General features: G+C 69.4%; 18 protein-coding genes, 1 tRNA gene and 1 riboswitch. Of the genes, 13 read left to right on the forward strand and 6 right to left on the reverse strand.

The window, feature by feature from the left end:
- The first annotated feature begins 44 nt into the window (after positions 1 to 44).
- The 3 genes from P2L57_RS06020 to P2L57_RS06030 all read left to right on the forward strand — a co-directional run bounded on the left by P2L57_RS06020 (position 45) and on the right by P2L57_RS06030 (position 2315).
- Positions 45 to 356: a MoaD/ThiS family protein gene (locus P2L57_RS06020; RefSeq protein ID WP_275809451.1), complete on the forward strand. Its 312-nt coding sequence runs from the start codon at positions 45 to 47 to the stop codon at positions 354 to 356.
- Positions 356 to 1306, forward strand: coding sequence for a PLP-dependent cysteine synthase family protein (locus tag P2L57_RS06025; protein ID WP_275809454.1), 951 nt, complete (start codon positions 356 to 358; stop codon positions 1304 to 1306). The genes P2L57_RS06020 and P2L57_RS06025 overlap by 1 nt, the downstream gene beginning before the upstream one ends.
- Before the next feature lie 256 nt (positions 1307 to 1562).
- On the forward strand, positions 1563 to 2315 hold the full coding sequence (locus P2L57_RS06030) for an MBL fold metallo-hydrolase (protein ID WP_275809457.1): 753 nt from the start codon (positions 1563 to 1565) through the stop codon (positions 2313 to 2315).
- A gap of 73 nt (positions 2316 to 2388) precedes the next feature.
- Here the strand turns inward: P2L57_RS06030 and P2L57_RS06035 are convergent, their stop codons facing one another.
- A complete protein-coding gene (locus P2L57_RS06035; RefSeq protein ID WP_275809460.1) occupies positions 2389 to 3630 on the reverse strand; it encodes a PTS transporter subunit EIIC in 1242 nt (413 codons plus the stop codon).
- A gap of 195 nt (positions 3631 to 3825) precedes the next feature.
- Complete coding sequence (locus P2L57_RS06040; RefSeq protein WP_275809463.1) at positions 3826 to 5124, reverse strand: PTS transporter subunit EIIC; 1299 nt, start codon at positions 5122 to 5124, stop codon at positions 3826 to 3828.
- 227 nt (positions 5125 to 5351) lie between these two features.
- On the opposite strand from P2L57_RS06040, the gene P2L57_RS06045 reads away from it, so the two are divergent.
- From P2L57_RS06045 to rdgB, 4 genes are all read left to right on the forward strand, one after another.
- Positions 5352 to 5591: a PTS sugar transporter subunit IIB gene (locus tag P2L57_RS06045; protein WP_275809466.1), complete on the forward strand. Its 240-nt coding sequence runs from the start codon at positions 5352 to 5354 to the stop codon at positions 5589 to 5591.
- A gap of 77 nt (positions 5592 to 5668) precedes the next feature.
- Complete coding sequence (gene rph, locus P2L57_RS06050; RefSeq protein ID WP_275809469.1) at positions 5669 to 6403, forward strand: ribonuclease PH; 735 nt, start codon at positions 5669 to 5671, stop codon at positions 6401 to 6403.
- A 5-nt stretch (positions 6404 to 6408) separates the two neighbouring features.
- Positions 6409 to 6780: a hypothetical protein gene (locus P2L57_RS06055; protein ID WP_275809472.1), complete on the forward strand. Its 372-nt coding sequence runs from the start codon at positions 6409 to 6411 to the stop codon at positions 6778 to 6780.
- 8 nt (positions 6781 to 6788) lie between these two features.
- Positions 6789 to 7391 carry an RdgB/HAM1 family non-canonical purine NTP pyrophosphatase gene (gene rdgB / locus P2L57_RS06060; protein ID WP_275809474.1) on the forward strand — a complete coding sequence of 201 codons (603 nt, stop codon included), beginning with the start codon at positions 6789 to 6791 and terminating at the stop codon, positions 7389 to 7391.
- 63 nt (positions 7392 to 7454) lie between these two features.
- Here the strand turns inward: rdgB and P2L57_RS06065 are convergent.
- Positions 7455 to 7538, reverse strand: a tRNA-Leu gene (locus P2L57_RS06065).
- 73 nt (positions 7539 to 7611) lie between these two features.
- The gene (gene bcp, locus P2L57_RS06070) at positions 7612 to 8079 is read right to left on the reverse strand and encodes a thioredoxin-dependent thiol peroxidase (protein ID WP_275809477.1); all 468 of its coding nucleotides are present in this window, start codon (positions 8077 to 8079) and stop codon (positions 7612 to 7614) included.
- A gap of 171 nt (positions 8080 to 8250) precedes the next feature.
- On the opposite strand from bcp, the gene P2L57_RS06075 reads away from it, so the two are divergent.
- The 3 genes from P2L57_RS06075 (at position 8251) to P2L57_RS06085 (ending at position 9515) form a co-directional block, all read left to right on the forward strand.
- Positions 8251 to 8580 carry a DUF3618 domain-containing protein gene (locus tag P2L57_RS06075; RefSeq protein WP_275809480.1) on the forward strand — a complete coding sequence of 110 codons (330 nt, stop codon included), beginning with the start codon at positions 8251 to 8253 and terminating at the stop codon, positions 8578 to 8580.
- A 161-nt stretch (positions 8581 to 8741) separates the two neighbouring features.
- Complete coding sequence (locus tag P2L57_RS06080) at positions 8742 to 9044, forward strand: GroES family chaperonin (protein WP_269857790.1); 303 nt, start codon at positions 8742 to 8744, stop codon at positions 9042 to 9044.
- 54 nt (positions 9045 to 9098) lie between these two features.
- Positions 9099 to 9163: riboswitch (guanidine-III (ykkC-III) riboswitch) on the forward strand.
- 31 nt (positions 9164 to 9194) lie between these two features.
- Positions 9195 to 9515, forward strand: a complete 321-nt coding sequence (locus P2L57_RS06085; RefSeq protein WP_275809483.1) for a DMT family transporter — start codon at positions 9195 to 9197, stop codon at positions 9513 to 9515.
- Between the two features lie 4 nt (positions 9516 to 9519).
- Here the strand turns inward: P2L57_RS06085 and P2L57_RS06090 are convergent, their stop codons facing one another.
- Entirely contained in the window at positions 9520 to 11922 is a 2403-nt protein-coding gene (locus P2L57_RS06090) for a transglycosylase domain-containing protein (protein WP_275809486.1), read from the reverse strand.
- A 333-nt stretch (positions 11923 to 12255) separates the two neighbouring features.
- On the opposite strand from P2L57_RS06090, the gene P2L57_RS06095 reads away from it, so the two are divergent.
- The 3 genes from P2L57_RS06095 to P2L57_RS06105 all read left to right on the forward strand — a co-directional run bounded on the left by P2L57_RS06095 (position 12256) and on the right by P2L57_RS06105 (position 14903).
- A complete protein-coding gene (locus P2L57_RS06095; protein WP_275809490.1) occupies positions 12256 to 13056 on the forward strand; it encodes an ABC transporter permease in 801 nt (266 codons plus the stop codon).
- Positions 13057 to 13156: 100 nt separating this feature from the next.
- Positions 13157 to 13921 carry an ABC transporter permease gene (locus tag P2L57_RS06100; protein ID WP_275810118.1) on the forward strand — a complete coding sequence of 255 codons (765 nt, stop codon included), beginning with the start codon at positions 13157 to 13159 and terminating at the stop codon, positions 13919 to 13921.
- 4 nt (positions 13922 to 13925) lie between these two features.
- The gene (locus P2L57_RS06105; protein WP_275809493.1) at positions 13926 to 14903 is read left to right on the forward strand and encodes an ABC transporter ATP-binding protein; all 978 of its coding nucleotides are present in this window, start codon (positions 13926 to 13928) and stop codon (positions 14901 to 14903) included.
- Between the two features lie 4 nt (positions 14904 to 14907).
- On the opposite strand, the gene P2L57_RS06110 is transcribed toward P2L57_RS06105, so the two are convergent.
- Entirely contained in the window at positions 14908 to 16221 is a 1314-nt protein-coding gene (locus P2L57_RS06110) for an SGNH/GDSL hydrolase family protein (protein WP_275809496.1), read from the reverse strand.
- Positions 16222 to 16383: the final 162 nt, after the last annotated feature.

Consider the following 16383-nt stretch of genomic DNA (forward strand, 5'->3'; position numbering starts at 1 on the left):
TGTCGCCGTGCAACCCCTGTCGATTCCCTCACTGGAGTGCATCCATGGCCATCGAGGTCCGCATCCCGACCATCCTGCGCACCTACACCGGCGGTGCGAAGTCCGTCGAAGGCTCCGGCGGGACCCTCGCCGAGCTGTTCGTCGACCTTGACACCCGGTACACCGGCATCCGCGAGCGTGTGGTGGACGGCGAGGAACTGCGCCGCTTCGTCAACGTCTACCTGAACGACGAGGACGTACGGTTCCTCGACGGCATCGACACCGCGGTGGCCGACGGCGACAACGTCACCATTCTTCCGGCCGTGGCCGGAGGGTCCGGCGCGGTGACCGGACGCCTGGCGGGTGGCGTTCGCTGATGCGGTACGACAGCCCGCTCGCCGCGGTCGGCAACACCCCGCTGGTACGGCTCGCACGCCTGTCCCCGTCGGACAGCGTGACGATCTGGGCCAAGCTGGAGGACCGCAACCCCACCGGTTCGATCAAGGACCGCCCCGCGCTCCACATGATCGAACAGGCCGAGCGGGACGGGACGTTGACTCCCGGCTGCACCATCCTTGAGCCGACGTCCGGCAACACCGGCATCTCGCTGGCGATGGCGGCCCGGCTCAAGGGCTACCGCATCGTCTGCGTGATGCCGGAGAACACCTCGCGGGAGCGGCGCGAGCTGCTGGCGATGTGGGGCGCCGAGATCATCTCCTCGCCCGCGGCGGGCGGCTCCAACACCGCCGTACGCGTGGCGAAGGAGCTCAGCGCCCAGCACCCGGACTGGGTGATGCTCTACCAGTACGGCAACCCCGCCAACACCGCCGCGCACTACTCCACCACCGGCCCCGAGATCCTCGCCGATCTGCCGACCATCACGCACTTCGTGGCGGGCCTTGGCACCACCGGCACGCTGATGGGCGTCGGCCGCTACCTGCGGGAGAAGGTCCCCGGCGTCCAGATCGTGGCCGCCGAGCCGCGGTACGACGATGTCGTCTACGGCCTGCGCAACCTCGACGAGGGGTTCGTCCCGGAGCTGTACGACGAGACGGTGCTCACCACGCGCTACTCGGTGGGCAGTGAGGACGCCGTCCGTCGCACCCGTGAACTCCTGCGCGAGGAGGGCATCTTCGCGGGCGTCTCCACCGGCGCGGCCCTGCACGCGGCCCTCGGTGTCGCGAACAAGGCGCTGCGCGTCGGCGAAAGCGCCGACGTGGTCTTCGTGGTCGCCGACGGCGGCTGGAAGTACCTGTCCACCGGCATCTACACCGCCGCCTCCACACAGGCCGCGATCGAGGCACTGCACGGCCAACTCTGGGCCTAGAGCCACCAGCGGACAGCGCGGACTCATGGCAGGCCGACAACCGGCCTGGCGGAACACGGACTGGTGATTCCGCCCACAACAGCGCCTGGCAAAGGCGCGCCAACGGCCACCCCGCCTTACCCTCGACTGCACAATGGCGGGCCATAGAGAACCGCACCACGCATCCGGCGGCACACTCACGACGTTGTGACGCCACCGGGTGTGTGACCGAACGCGACCGCGCAAGACTCCCGGACGCAACCCTGGAGGCTCCTGCATGAAGCTCACCGTCGTCGGCTGCTCGGGGTCGTTCCCGTCCGCGGACTCGGCCTGTTCGAGCTACCTCGTCGAAGCCGACGGCTTCCGGCTGCTTCTCGACATGGGCAACGGCGCCCTTGGCGAACTGCAGCGCCACTGCGGACTTTACGACCTGGACGCCGTGCTGCTGAGTCATCTGCACGCCGATCACTGCGTCGACATGTGCGGCTATTTCGTCGCCCGGTACTACCGGTACGACGGCGGTATGCCGGACCCGATCCCGGTCTACGGGCCTGAGGGCACCGAGGCCCGGCTGGCCACGGCCTACGGCGAGGAGCCCGACGACAAGTCCATGAGCGAGGTCTTCGACTTCCGCACGCTCACCCCGGGGACCTTCGGCATCGGACCGTTCACCGTGCGTACCGACCGGGTCAGTCATCCGGTGGAGGCCTTCGCGTTCCGGGTGGAGCACGGCGACCGGTCGCTGACGTACTCCGGCGACACCGGCCCGTGCGACTCGCTGCTCGGGCTCGCGGACGGCACCGACCTCTTCTTGTGCGAGTCGTCGTTCACCTACGGCAAGGAGGACGTGCCGGGGTTGCATCTGAACGGCCGGGAAGCGGGTGAGCACGCCGCTCGCGCGGGCGTCCAGCGGCTGGTGCTGACCCACATCCCGCCGTGGACCGACCCGCAGGTCAGTCTCGCCGACGCCCGGACCACGTACGCCGGGCCAGTGGAACTGGCCCGGGCGGGGGCGATCTACGAGCTGTAGCGTCCGCCGACACCGCGAAGGCCCCCGGAACCGCCATGGGTTCCAGGGGCCTTCGTCGTCTATGCGGCCGGGCTTACGCCTTGGTGAGGTCCTCGACCTCTTCCTCGGGCTCGCGGCCGGGGGTCGGGAGGTTGAACCTGGTGATCGCGAAGCGGAACACCACGTAGTAGACGGCCGCGAAGCACAGGCCGATCGGGATGATCAGCCATGGCTTGGTGGCCAGGTTCCAGTTGAGCAGATAGTCGATCAGACCGGCCGAGAACCCGAAGCCGTCGTGCACGCCCAGGCCCCAGGTGACCGCCATCGAGATACCGGTGAGCACCGCGTGGATGGCGTAGAGCGCCGGGGCGATGAACAGGAAGGTGAACTCGATCGGCTCGGTGACGCCGGTGACGAAGGCGGTCAGCGCGACCGAGATCATCATGCCCATGACCGCCTTGCGGCGCTCGGGGCGGGCGCAGTGCGCGATCGCGATGGCGGCGGCGGGCAGGCCGAACATCATGATCGGGAAGAAGCCGGACATGAACTGGCCGGCGGTCGGGTCGCCCGCGAAGAAGCGCGGGATGTCACCGTGGAAGACCTTGCCGGCGTGCGTGAACGTACCGACCTGCTGCTGGAAGAAGGTGTTCAGGAACTGGTGCATGCCCACCGGGATCAGGGCGCGGTTGAAGACGCCGTAGATTCCGGAGCCCGCGGCGCCCAGGCCGGTCAGCCAGTCGCTGAAGTGGCCGAGACCGGTGCCGATCGGGCCCCACAGCAGGCCGAACAGCACGCCGAAACCGGTGCCGATGAAGGCCATCAGGATCGGCACCAGACGGCGGCCGTTGAAGAAGCCGAGCCAGTCGACCAGCTTGGTGCGGTGGAAGCGCTGCCAGACGATGGCGCTCACCAGGCCTATGACGATGCCGCCGAGTACGCCCGGGTTCTGCGGGGTACCGGCCGGGAGCGCCGCGGTGACCGAACCGGCGACCGGGAACGCGGTCAGAACGTTGTGATAGACCAGATAACCGACAAGAGCGGCGAGCGCGGTGGAACCGTCGGCCTTCTTCGCGTAGCCGATGGCGACACCGATGCAGAACAGCAGCGGCAGGTTGTCGAAGAGGGCGCCGCCCGCGGTGGCGAAGACCGTGGCGACCTTGCCCCACTGCAGACCCGTCTTGCCGAAGACGTCGTCCTGACCGAGACGCAGCAGAATGGCGGCGGCGGGCAGAACGGCGACCGGCAGCTGCAGGCTGCGGCCGACCTTCTGCATACCCTGCATGAAGCCGGCGCCCCGCTTCTTCGCGGGCGCCGGCGTAGCGGTGGCCGTACTCATCAGATTCCTCCTGGTGAGAGGCGGGCTCTGAAGGGGGACGGCCCGCGGCTCTGGTCTACACCACTCAGTGGTGTAGACCAGTTTTAACACGTCGGGGGCGCATAAAGGAATCCATGATTTCAGGCAACCGCGACACGCGGCGAATCGGTATGACGCCGGCTGTGCCGCGGCCCGCCGAACCCTCCGGTCAAAGGCTTATGCCTTGGTGGTGTCCTCCACGTCTTCTTCCGGTTCGCGGCCCGGTGTCGGGAGGTTGAACTTGGTGATCGCGAACCGGAAGATCACGTAGTAGACGGCCGCGAAGCACAGCCCGATCGGAATGATCAGCCATGGTTTCGTCGCCAGGCCCCAGTTGATCACGTAGTCGATGAGTCCCGCCGAGAAGCTGAAGCCGTCGTGCACGCCCAGTGCCCAGGTGACCGCCATCGAGACGCCGGTCAGTACCGCGTGCACCGCGTACAGCAGCGGCGCGATGAACAGGAACGAGTACTCGATCGGTTCGGTGATGCCGGTGACGAAGGAGGTCAGGCCGACCGAGAGCATCATGCCCCCGATCGCCTTGCGCCGGTGCGGCTTGGCGCAGTGCGTGATCGCCAGCGCGGCGGCGGGCAGCGCGAACATCATGACCGGGAAGAACCCCGAGGTGAACTGCCCGGCCGTTGGATCGCCCGCCAGGAAGCGGTTGATGTCGCCGTGTACGACGGTTCCGTCCGGCTTGGTGTAGCTGCCGAACTGGAACCACATGAAGGTGTTCAGGAACTGGTGCAGGCCGATCACCAGCAGTGCGCGGTTCGCCACCCCGAACACCCCGGATCCGGCCGCCCCGAGGTCGCTGATCCACCTGCTGAAGGTGGTCAGCCCGGCGCCGACCGGCGGCCACACCCACAGGCAGAGCACCGCGAAGACCAGGGCGACGAACGCCATCACGATCGGCACCAGCCGGCGGCCGTTGAAGAAACCCAGCCAGTCGACGAGCCGCACCCGGTGGAAGCGCTGCCAGAAGTAGGCGGTCAGCAGCCCCAGCACGATGCCGCCGAAGACCCCCGGATTCTGGTACGTGGGCAGGGTGGCAGTGGCCCCGGCCAGACAGGTCGCGGCGGTGAACCTCGCACCCGGGGGGCACTGGGGGAACTGGTGGAGGATGCCGAAGTAGACCAGGAACCCGGCCACCGCGGCGAGCGCCGTGGAGCCGTCCGCCTTCTTCGCCATCCCGATCGCCACACCCACGCAGAACAGCAGCGGCAGACCGAGCGAGGAGTCCAGCAGCGCGCCCCCGGCGCCGGCGAACACCTTGGCCACATCGGTCCAGCCGAGTCCGGTGCTGCCGAACACGTCGTCCTGGCCGAGCCGGTTGAGAATGCCCGCGGCGGGCAGGACGGCGATGGGCAACTGGAGGCTGCGCCCCATCTTCTGTGCGCCCTGGAACAGCGACGCCGTCCACTTCTTTCCCGGCGCCCGACCGGCTTTGCCTGCGGCGGCGCTGTCCGAACTCATCGGCGACCTCCTGGCGGGCTGCTACCGGGTTTGGCGGGCACCGCAAAATGGTGTAGACCAGTCACAGTGCGGGTGGGGACTGCCCCAGGGGGTGCGGCACCAGTGATCGCCATCATTGGGCAGATGGCTGGCACCCGCTCGCGAAGGTGGGCCAAACGTGCATTAACGTGTGGATTCTTCACTGGCGCGCGCGGTACGCGGGCTGCCGAGGGCCTGAGACAACAGGAGTGGACATGGCCAGCAAGGCTGAGAAGATCGTCGCCGGTCTCGGCGGGCTCGACAACATCGAAGAGATCGAGGGCTGCATCACGCGCCTGCGTACCGAGGTCGCCGACCCCTCTCTCGTCGACGAAGCCGCGCTCAAGGCCGCCGGCGCGCACGGCGTGGTGAAGATGGGCACCGCGATCCAGGTCGTCATCGGCACCGACGCCGACCCGATCGCCGCCGAGATCGAAGACATGATGTAGGCCGCCGCAAGCGCCTCCGCGGGGCCCGCTCCAGACCCGGAGCGGGCCCCGCGTCGTTTGTCGATAGGGTCGTACGCATGTCTCGCATCGACGGCCGCACCCCTGAACAGCTCCGCCCGGTCACCATCGAACGCGGTTGGAGCAAGCACGCCGAAGGCTCAGTCCTGGTCTCCTTCGGCGACACCCGCGTGCTGTGCACCGCCAGCGTCACCGAAGGCGTACCGCGCTGGCGCAAGGGCAGCGGAGAGGGCTGGGTCACCGCCGAGTACGCGATGCTGCCGCGCTCCACCAACACCCGCGGCGACCGCGAGTCCGTCAAGGGCCGCATCGGCGGACGTACCCACGAGATCTCCCGCCTCATCGGCCGTTCACTGCGCGCCGTCATCGACTACAAGGCGCTGGGCGAGAACACCATCGTCCTCGACTGCGACGTGCTCCAGGCCGACGGCGGCACCCGTACCGCGGCCATCACCGGCGCCTACGTCGCCCTCGCCGACGCCGTCGAATGGGCGCAGCAGAAGAAGCTCATCAAGGCCAAGGCACAGCCGCTCACCGGCGCGGTCAGCGCGGTCAGCGTCGGCATCGTCGACGGCGTCCCGCTGCTCGACCTGTGCTACGAGGAGGACGTGCGCGCCGAGACCGACATGAACGTGGTCTGCACCGGCGACGGCCGCTTCGTCGAGGTCCAGGGGACCGCCGAGGGCGTGCCGTTCGACCGCACCGAACTGAACGCGCTGCTCGACCTCGCGGTCACCGGCGCCGCCCAACTCGACGGCATCCAGCGGGCCGCGCTCGCCGTAGAGCGGGGCTGACGGGCATGCGGACCGCGCTGACCGCGGCCGCCGCGGCGTTGGCCCTCGGACTGCTCACCGGGTGCGGCGGCGGGGCCGGCAAGCACGACTGCGCGTCGGTGGCCAGCGCGGTGAACGGTGACGTCAAGGATCTGCGCACGGCCGTCAGCAGGGGGACCGGTAACCCGCGGGACGCCGCCACCGCGCTGCGCAGGCTCCAGCTCAACCTCGACCAGCTGACCAGCGGCGGCAACAACGCCAAGACCAGCAAGGCGGTGGCCGACCTGTCCCTCGCCGCCTCCAACGCGAAGAACGCACTGGACAAGGGGGAGCCCGTCGACCTGGGGCCGATCACCAACGCGGCCGGCGGGCTCACGTCCTCGTGCGGAAAGGGATGATCACGCCGATGCAGCGGCTCGTTCTCGCCACTCGCAACGCCAACAAGGTCTCCGAACTGCGGGCGATCCTCGCCGACGCGGGCCTGGACTTCGAACTCGTCGGCGCCGACGCCTACCCCGAGATCCCGGACACCGAGGAAACCGGTGTCACCTTCGCGGACAACGCGCTGCTGAAGGCGCACGCCCTCGCCCAGGGCACCGGCCTGCCCGCCATCGCCGACGACTCCGGCCTGTGCGTGGACGTCCTGGGCGGCGCCCCCGGTATCTTCTCAGCCCGCTGGGCCGGCCGGCACGGCGACGACCGGGCCAATCTGCAGCTCCTGCTGGCCCAACTCGCCGACATCGACAGCGAACACCGCGGCGCCCACTTCGCCTGCGCCGCCGCCCTGGCCCTCCCCGACGGCACCGAACACGTCGTGGAAGGCCGGCTGGACGGCACCCTGCGCCACGCCCCCGAGGGCGCCGGCGGCTTCGGCTACGACCCCGTCCTCCAGCCCGACGGCGAGACCCGTACCTGCGCCGAGCTGACCCCCGAGGAGAAGAACGCGATCAGCCACCGCGGCAAGGCGTTCCGCGCCCTGATCCCCATCATCCGGGAAGAGCTGGGCTGAACGGCACGGACAGCGCGAAGGCCCGTCCCCAACCGAGCGGTGTGGGACGGGCCTTGACGTGTGTGCGGCCGGAGGGACTCGAACCCTCACGGGTGTTACCCCACTGGGACCTAAACCCAGCGTGACTGCCAGTTCCACCACGGCCGCTTGTCGAACGCCATCGTACTGGTGGAAGCCGCGGTTCGGGTGACGGGGCCTGGCAAAGGTTGGTTTGCCGCGTTCAGACGCCGAGATCCTTGATGATCTTGGCTACGTGCCCGGTCGCCTTGACGTTGTACAGCGCGCGTTCGACCTTGCCCTGCTCGTCCACGATGACGGTCGAGCGGATGACGCCGGTCACGGTCTTCCCGTAGAGCTTCTTCTCGCCGAAGGCGCCGTATGCCTCCAGTACCTTCTTCTCCGGGTCGCCGACCAGGGTGACCCTGAGGTTCTCCTTTTCCCGGAACTTCGCCAGCTTTTCCGGCTTGTCGGGGGAGACGCCGATGACGTCGTAACCGGCGTCGGCGAGCAGGTCGAGGTTGTCGGTGAAGTCGCAGGCCTGCTTGGTGCATCCGGGGGTGAGGGCGGCCGGGTAGAAGTAGACGATGACCTTGCGGCCCTTGTGGTCGGCGAGGGAGATCCGGTTGCCGTCCGCGTCCGGCAGGGTGAAGGCGGGGGCGGTGTCACCGGGCGTCAGGCGCTCGCTCATGGCTGGGGCTCCTCGTCGTGTGCGGGCTCGGGGTTCGCTACCCGTTGAGCCTAATCGGGGTGCCAAGCAGCGCGCCGTAAGGGGAGCTGACACACTGATCGACAAAGGTATATCGGTTGTTCGGTATCGGTTCGACTTTGCGATATCGGTCTAGGTGACGGAGGCGGCGCGGTGTCGGATGGCAGGACTCCCGCTCAGATCGAGGCGGACATCGTCCGCAGGCGGCAGGAGCTCGCCGTGACGCTGGACGAGATCGGGGTGCGAGTGCACCCCAAGACCATCGTTGGCAACGCGTCGGCTTCGGTGCGCGAGAAGGTGGACCAGACCGCCGGACGTGCGTACGTGGCGGTGAACCGGGCGGTGACGGGGATCCGCGGCGAGCTGTTCTCCTCGGACGGCGCGCCGCGGCTGGAGCGCATCGTGCCGGTGGCGGTCGCGGCGGTGGCGCTGATCGTGGTGGTGTCCGGGCGGTCCTCCCGGCGCAAGCGCAAGCGCAAATAGCGTGCGTTGGCCCGTCCTGTGCGGTACGTAGCGGCGCATCACGGGCGCCGGGGAGCCACACCCGCCGGACGCCAGGTAACGTCGTGCCCGTGAGCTCGAATACGTCCCTCGACGGCGGTGCCGCGCGCGACGCGCGTACGCACGACAAGCTGCCCATCCGCATGCTGCACGACCGGGTGCTGGTACGCACCGACATCCCGGAGGGCGAGCGCCGCTCGTCCGGCGGCATCCTGATCCCGGCGACCGCAGCGGTCGGCCGTCGGCTGGCCTGGGCCGAGGTGGTCGCGGTGGGGCAGAACGTACGGACCGTGGAGGTCGGCGACCGGGTGCTTTTCGACCCGGAGGACCGCGCGGAGGTCGAGGTGCGCGGCGTGGGGTACGTGCTGATGCGCGAGCGTGATCTGCACGCGGTGGCCGCCGAGCGGCTGCAGGGCTCGGAGGACTCCACGGGCCTGTACCTGTAAGGCGTTGTCCGCGGGGAAGCGGGCGGTGACCGAGGTCACCGCCCGCTTTCTCATGTTTTGCTACGGTCGGTGGCACCCGACGAGACGCGCCGTACCGGGCCCCGCAAAGACGACGCACCCCGTAGAGACATCCACCACGGAGGTGCCGTCATGGCATGGGCGCTGTTGCTGCTTGCCGGTCTGTTCGAGGTCGCCTGGTCGATCGGCATGAAGTTCAGCGAGGGGTTCACCCGGCTGTGGCCGAGCCTGTTCACGGTGGCCGGGATCGCGGTGAGCATGGGCCTGCTGTCGCTCGCGGTACGACAGTTGCCGATCGGCACGGCCTACGGGATCTGGGTGGGCATCGGGGCGGTGGGCACGGCGGTGCTGGGCATGGTGCTGTTCCACGAGCCGGTCACCGCCGCCCGGGTCTTCTTCGTCTGCCTGCTGGTCGCGGCCGTGGTGGGCCTGGAAGCCACGTCCAGCCACTGACCGGCTACGGCCCGAACGTGCCCGTGGTGCCGCTGGGCGTCCGGGTGGCGCCGGTGGTGCCGCCCGGTGTCCCGCTCGCGCCGCCGCCGGGGCTCGAGCCGCCCGAGCCCACGCCGTTCGTGGCGCCCGCCGTCGTACCGCCTGCCGCGCCCGTTGACGTGCCGCCGGAGGTGGGGCTGCCCGTGCCGCCGCCGCTGGGACCGCCGCCGCCGGTACCGCCGTCGGTACCGCTGGTCGTGCCCTGGTCGAGACCGCCGTTGAGCCCTCCGGTGACCGGGCTCATCTGCGGCGGTGACGGGGGCGGGGACTCGGGCGGGCCGCTGCCCGGTGGCTCGCTGCCCGGCGGACCGCTCTCCGTCGGCGGTCCGCCGCTCTCCGAGGGCGCGCCGCTCGGCGACGGGCTCGCGCCGCTTTGCAACTGCAGGTCGAAGTCCGGGACCGAGCCGCCCCGCTCGGCGGCCGCGGTGTAGTCCGCCCAGATCTGCGTCGGGAAGCCGCCGCCGTTGACCCGGTCGAGGCCGGTGGCGCCGTAGAGCTTCTCCTGCTGTCCGTTGTCGGAGTTCTGCCCCATCACGGCGACGACGGTCACCAGGTTCGGGGTGTAGCCCGCGAACCAGGCGGCCTTGTCCTCGTCCGCCGTACCGGTCTTGCCCGCCGCGGGGACCCCGGCGGCCTGCGCGGCGGTGCCGGTGCCGTCCGGGGCGTTGACCACGTTCTGCAGCATGGAGGTGGTGGTGTCGGCGGCCTCCCTGGGCACCGCCTGCCGGTGGTCGCGGCCCGGCAGGGGGACTGGGGAGCCGCCCTTCGTGACGCTGTTGACGAGCGTGTACGGGATGTACGTGCCGTGGTTGTCGAGCGTCGCGTACGCCTGCGCCATGTCCAGCGGGCTGGCGGTCGCCACTCCGAGCGCGATCGACGGGTAGGCGCTCAAATCCGGTGTGCTGGAGGGGAGTCCGAGGCTTATGGCGGTGGACTTCACCTTGTCGGGGCCGACGTCCTCGGCCATCTGCGCGTAGACGGCGTTGACCGACTTGTTGGTCGCGGTGGAGACGGTGATGTTGCCGTAGTCGACGTCGTCCTCGTTGCTTGGTGCGTAGTTCACCGGGCCGTCGGAGCCCAGGACCTGGCGGTGGTTGGTGCCGTCGTAGACGGTGTTCGGGGTGATCGGCTGCTCGTCCTGCGTGGTGGAGTTGTTCTGCACCGCCGAGGCGAAGACGAACGGCTTGAAGGTCGAGCCCACCTGGTAGTCGCGGCGGGTGGCGTTGTTCACGTACTGCTTGGTGAAGTCGAGTCCGCCGTACATCGCGACCACGCCTCCGGTGCCCGGGTCGATGGAAACGCCGCCCGCCCGGACGAATTTGTCGGTCGGGTTGGCCGACGGGTCGAGTTTGCCCAGGAGTTGGTCCCGGGCGGCCTTGACGAACGCGTCCTCCCTGCGCTTGTCGATCGTGGTCGTGATGCGGTAGCCGCCCGCGGCGAGGGTCTGCTCGTCGATGATCTTGTTCTCGGTCAGGTAGTTCCTGACCGCTTCCACGAGATAGCCGCGCTGTCCGGAAAGGCCGGTGGTGGCCTTGGCCTTGCCCGGCATCGGGAAGGTCATCTTCGTCCGGTCCGACTCGTTCAGCCAGTGCTCCTTGACCATGCCGTCGAGTACGTAGTTCCAGCGGGCGACCGCCCGGTCCTTGTTCTGCGGGTCGGCGACCACGTCGAACGCGCTGGGCGCGTTGAGCAGCGAGGCGAGGTACGCGCCCTCGGCGGTGCTGAGTCTGCTGGCGTCCTTGCCGTAGTAGGCCTGGGCGGCGGCCTGGATCCCGTAGGCGTTGCGGCCGAAGTAGCTGGTGTTCAGATAGCCCTGGAGGATCTCCTCCTTGGACTCCTCGCGGTCGAGTTTGATCGCGATGAAGAACTCCTTGACCTTCCGGCTGACGGTCTGCTGCTGGTTGAGGTAGTAGTTCTTCACGTACTGCTGGGTGATGGTCGAGCCGGACTGGGTGCCCTTGCCGCTCACGGTGTTCCAGGCGGCCCGCAGTATCGCCCGCGGGGCGATCGCCGATTCGTGGTAGAAGCCGCGGTCCTCGGCGGCCAGCACCGCGTACTGGGTGCTTCTGGGAACCTGGCTCAACGGGATTTCCTCGCGGTTGACCGCTCCGCTGCGGGCGAGTTCGGTCTTTCCGTCCGAGTAGAGGTAGACATTGCTCTGCGCGGTCGCCATGGTGTTGGCGGCCGGGATCCTGACCAGCAGATAACCGGCGATGAACGCACCGCTCACCGCGATCAGGAACAGCAGCACGGCACCGAGCGTGAATCGCCAGGTGGGGACGAGGCGGCGCAGACCGGTCCGCTTGGTGCGCGGGGACCCGTCCCCCGCGCTGGTGCGCACTGGTCGCTCCGGCTGCTCGTCGCTCATGTCTGTACGGACTCCTAGGCCGCCTTGGGGGTTGTGCCGTGGCGGAACGCTATGAAAAGGCGATGTACCGCGGGACACTTTCGCACCATCAGGCGCGACGCCAACGGCGGGCGCACCCAGATGACCATCCCACGGCCCGAACGGCTGTGTCGTTCCACTGGAACGGATGACAAAACCTGTGGCTGCGGTCCAGCCCGCGCCCGTACACTGCGGGATTTCGGCCGGACGACGGGCTGACCGATGGTCAGGCGCGGGATCGGCCCGGGCCGGACATGGTTCGGCGGACGGTAAGGCGCGGTTCGGCGCACGGTCGGGTGATGGGAGTGCGGGGGCATGCGGTTGTACGCGGCCGTCGCCGTGCGCGGCTTCCGCCGGTACGCGACGTACCGGGTGGCCACCTTGGCCGGGGTGTTCACCAACACCGTCTTCGGCTTCATCGTCGCCTACACCTTCACCGCCCTGTGGAGCGTACGGCCGCGGCTGGGCGGCTACGACCTGCCGCACGCCGTGACGTTCGTCTGGCTCGGCCAGGCGCTGCTGATGACCACCGCGCTGCTCGGTGGCGGATTCGAGACCGAACTCGTGGAACGCATCCGGTCGGGCGACGTGGCGATCGACCTCTACCGGCCCGCCGATCTGCAGCTGTGGTGGCTGGCCAGCGACTTCGGGCGGGCCGCGTTCCATCTGATCGGGCGGGGCGTGCTGCCGATGGCCGCCGCCTCGGTGGTGTTCCGGCTCGCCTGGCCCGCCGAGGTGTCCACGTGGGTCTGCTTCCTGGTCTCCGTCGGGCTCGGTGTGCTGGTCAGTTTCGCCATTCGCTATCTGGTGGCGCTCACCAGCTTCTGGCTGCTCGACGGCGCGGGCGCGCTGCTGCTGGCCACCTTGCTGGCGACCTTCTTCTCCGGGATGGTGCTGCCGCTCACCGTCTTCCCCGGCTGGCTCGGCACCCTGGCCCGGGCGCTGCCGTGGTCGGCCCAGCTCCAGGTCCCCGCGGACGTCTTCCTCGGACGGCACCGCGGTACGGGGGAGCTGTGGGCGCTGGCCTTCCAGGCCGGGTGGGCGGCGGTGTTGCTGGGCGCCGGGCGACTGCTGCAGTCGGTGGCCACCCGCAAGGTGGTGGTGCAGGGTGGCTGACGCCGAGTACCCGGTCGGCCGGCGGACCGCGCTGTTCGAACCCCGTGGGCGGACTGCCGCCGTACGTGACGGACTGCGCGGGTATCTGCTGATCGCGGGGATGTGGGTCCGCTCCACGGTGGTGTACCGCACCTCGTTCGTGCTGATGACGCTCGGCAACTTCGCCATGACCGCACTGGACTTCGCCGCGGTGGCGATCATCTTCGGGCACACCAGGGTCCTCGGCGGCTTCACGCTCACCGAGACGGCCTTCCTGTACGGGAGTTCGGGCGTCGCACTCGGTCTGGCGGACCTGGCGGTCGGCAGCATGGACGGGCTCGGGCGGCGGGTGCGGGACGGCACGATGGACACCCTGCTGGTGCGTCCGGTACCGGTCTTCGCGCAGGCAGCGGCGGACCGCTTCGCGCTGCGGCGGCTGGGGCGGATCACCCAGGCGGCGGTGGTGCTCGGCTGGTCGATGACACGGCTGCACGTGGCGTGGACGGCGGTGAACGTACTGCTCGTTCCCGTGATGCTGCTCAGCGGTGCCGGGATATTCGCCGCGGTCTTCACCACCGGAGCCGCCTTCCAGTTCTGGGCCACCGACGCGGCGGAGGTGCAGAACTCCTTCACCTACGGCGGCAACGCGCTCACCCAGTATCCGCCGACCGTGTTCGCGAAGGATCTGGTGCGCGGCGCCACCTTCGTCGTGCCGCTCGCCTTCGTCAACTGGATGCCCGCGCTGCACATCCTGGGCCGGGACAATCCGCTGCGCCTGCCCGGGTGGGTGGACTTCTGCTCGCCGCTGGTGGCGCTGGCGGTGTGCGCGCTGGCCGGGCTGGCCTGGCGGGCGGGCCTGCGGTCGTACCGAAGCACAGGGAGCTGAGCCCATGGATACGTTGATCCAACTCGACGACGTGCGCAAGGTGTTCGAGGTGCGCCGCAGGGCCGGGCTGCTCCGGCGCGAACGCCGTACGGTGCGCGCCGTGGACGGACTGGACTTCGAGGTGGCGCATGGCGAGATGGTCGGCTACATCGGGCCGAACGGCGCGGGCAAGTCCACCACCATCAAGATGCTCACCGGGATCCTCGTGCCCAGCGGCGGACGGCTGCGCGTCGCGGGAGTCGACCCGTCCCGCGAACGCACCCGGCTGGCCCGCCGTATCGGCGTGGTCTTCGGCCAACGGACGACGCTGTGGTGGGATCTGCCGCTGCGCGACTCGTACGAGCTGGTGCGCCGCATCTACCGGATCCCGGACGCCCGTTACCGGGCGAACCTGGACGTGTGCGTCGAACTCCTCGATCTGACCGAGCTGTTGGACGTCCCCGTACGCCAGCTCTCGCTCGGCCAGCGGATGCGCGCCGACATCGCGGCGGCCCTGCTGCACGATCCCGAGGTGCTCTACCTGGACGAGCCGACCATCGGCCTGGACGTCGTCAGCAAGGTGAAGGTCAGGGAGTTCCTGCGGCAGGTCAACAGCGAGCGGGGCACGACCGTACTGCTGACCACTCATGACCTCACGGACATCGAGCAGTTGTGCAAGCGCGTCATGGTCATCGACCATGGACAGCTGGTCTACGACGGCGGCCTCGACGGCCTGCACGCGGCCGGCGAGAGCGAGCGCACCCTGGTGGTCGACTTCGACCGCGAACTGCCCCCGGTACGGATCACCGGCGCCCGATCGGTACGCACCGAGGGTCCGCGCCAGTGGCTGGCCTTCCCGGCATCCACCAGCGCGGCGCCCCTGGTGGCCGAACTGGCCGCCCGTTACCCGCTGGTGGACCTATCGGTGCGGGAGCCCGCGATCGAGGACGTCATCGCCAGGATGTACGGGGGGCGGGGTGCGGCCGCGCTTTCCCGGGAGTGACCGTTCAGAGGCTGGCCGGGGCGTCGCCCAGCAGGGAGCTGAGGTCGATGGCGTCGGCCATGGCCTGATAGCCGACGTCGCTGGGGTGCAGATGGTCGCCCGAGTCGTACATCGGGCGGAGCCGAGCGGGGTGTGCGGGGTCACGCAGGGCCTGGTCGAAGTCGACCACCGAGTCGAAGACCCGGCCGCTGCGGATCGCCGCGTTGACCTGTTCGCGAACGGTGTTGAGGCGGGGGTCGTAGCCGCGTTCGCCTTCGAAGGGGGTCAAGGTGGCACCCACCACACGGATGCCGTGGGCGTGTGCCTCGCGGGTGATCTCCTGTAGGCCCGCGACGATGGCGTCCGGGTCGGCCTGACGCGGCGTCTGGATGATGTCGTTGATGCCGAGCTCGACGATCACGGTCTTGGCGCCGGTCCTGTACAGCGCATCGCGGTTGGCACGGTGCAGCGCGCTCGGACCGTTGCCCGCGAGGTTCGGGGCGGCGTCGAGCAGCACACGGTTGCCGCTGACCCCCTCGTTGAGCACGCCGAGGTGTGGCCCGGCGGCGCTGCCGTCCAGCCGCTCGGCGAGGTAGTCGGGCCAGCGGTGGTTGGCGCCGACCGTGGAGGTGAAGCCGTCGGTGATGGAGTCACCGAGGGCGACCACCGCGCCCTTGGCCTGATCGGTCCAGACGTCGACGGCGGTCACATAGCGCCAGTACGGGCTCTGTTCGGTGAAGGCGGTTCCGCCCGCGTCCGCCGCGTGGTCACCGCGCGCCACGTAGGACGTCTGGCGGGCGTGCGGGTGGTACGTGACGGAACCGGAGGCGTACGGGCTGAAGGTGGTGATCAGCAGGTCGGCGGCGCTCGGCACCGGCAGCCGTACCGGATCGCTGAGCACGCTCTCGCCCGCCGGTATGGTCACCACGGTGCGCCCGCCGAAGGCCAGCCCGGCGAGCGTGCTGGGGAGCGCGTCCGCCCCGCCGGTGCCGTCCGCGACCGCCAGTGTGGTGTGGGTCAGGGTGAGCGGTGCGGTGCCGAAGAGGTTGGAGAACTGGACCCGGGCGGCGGTGCCGCCCACGCTGATGTGCACCACGTTCCGGATCGACATGCCGGGGTAGCCGTGCGGAGTGTTCGGTTCCGCGGCTGCGGGTGCGGTGGCCCAGGTGCCGACCCAGGCTCCGGCGGCGGCCGGGGCGGCGGCGGTGGAGTGCGGCCGGGGTGCCGTCGGCGTGTCGTCGGTGTGCGCACCGCCGATGCCGACGAATATCGCGGTGCACACCACGCCGATTACCGACGCCAGCGCAGCGAGCAGGGCATAACCGGACTTCCTGGTCACGCGGTGCTTCTCCTCGGTCCTCTGGCGGCGGTACCGCGCGCCGCGCCCCATGATCATATGGGGCGCTCCGGAACTCCCCGCTGACCAGGCTGACCCGCGGGTTTCCGCCCCTAGAGACGACGGGAACCTGCCGATCGTTCCAGAGGTGGATGTGACGTGGAC

The sequence above is a fragment of the Streptantibioticus ferralitis genome, from assembly GCF_029223525.1.
GTDB lineage: Bacteria > Actinomycetota > Actinomycetes > Streptomycetales > Streptomycetaceae > Streptantibioticus_A > Streptantibioticus_A ferralitis.

Bases quoted from the DNA above. Each gene is read 5' to 3' on its own strand.
- rph (WP_275809469.1), top strand. From the start codon at position 5,669: ATGTCTCGCATCGACGGCCGCACCCCTGAACAGCTCCGCCCGGTCACC.
- P2L57_RS06080 (WP_269857790.1), top strand. From the start codon at position 8,742: ATGCTGCACGACCGGGTGCTGGTACGCACCGACATCCCGGAGGGCGAG.
- P2L57_RS06030 (WP_275809457.1), top strand. From the start codon at position 1,563: ATGAAGCTCACCGTCGTCGGCTGCTCGGGGTCGTTCCCGTCCGCGGAC.
- P2L57_RS06090 (WP_275809486.1), bottom strand. From the start codon at position 11,922: ATGAGCGACGAGCAGCCGGAGCGACCAGTGCGCACCAGCGCGGGGGAC.
- P2L57_RS06040 (WP_275809463.1), bottom strand. From the start codon at position 5,124: ATGAGTTCGGACAGCGCCGCCGCAGGCAAAGCCGGTCGGGCGCCGGGA.
- P2L57_RS06105 (WP_275809493.1), top strand. From the start codon at position 13,926: ATGGATACGTTGATCCAACTCGACGACGTGCGCAAGGTGTTCGAGGTG.
- P2L57_RS06035 (WP_275809460.1), bottom strand. From the start codon at position 3,630: ATGAGTACGGCCACCGCTACGCCGGCGCCCGCGAAGAAGCGGGGCGCC.
- P2L57_RS06055 (WP_275809472.1), top strand. From the start codon at position 6,409: ATGCGGACCGCGCTGACCGCGGCCGCCGCGGCGTTGGCCCTCGGACTG.
- P2L57_RS06085 (WP_275809483.1), top strand. From the start codon at position 9,195: ATGGCATGGGCGCTGTTGCTGCTTGCCGGTCTGTTCGAGGTCGCCTGG.
- P2L57_RS06020 (WP_275809451.1), top strand. From the start codon at position 45: ATGGCCATCGAGGTCCGCATCCCGACCATCCTGCGCACCTACACCGGC.
- rdgB (WP_275809474.1), top strand. From the start codon at position 6,789: ATGCAGCGGCTCGTTCTCGCCACTCGCAACGCCAACAAGGTCTCCGAA.
- P2L57_RS06025 (WP_275809454.1), top strand. From the start codon at position 356: ATGCGGTACGACAGCCCGCTCGCCGCGGTCGGCAACACCCCGCTGGTA.
- P2L57_RS06100 (WP_275810118.1), top strand. From the start codon at position 13,157: ATGTGGGTCCGCTCCACGGTGGTGTACCGCACCTCGTTCGTGCTGATG.
- bcp (WP_275809477.1), bottom strand. From the start codon at position 8,079: ATGAGCGAGCGCCTGACGCCCGGTGACACCGCCCCCGCCTTCACCCTG.
- P2L57_RS06095 (WP_275809490.1), top strand. From the start codon at position 12,256: ATGCGGTTGTACGCGGCCGTCGCCGTGCGCGGCTTCCGCCGGTACGCG.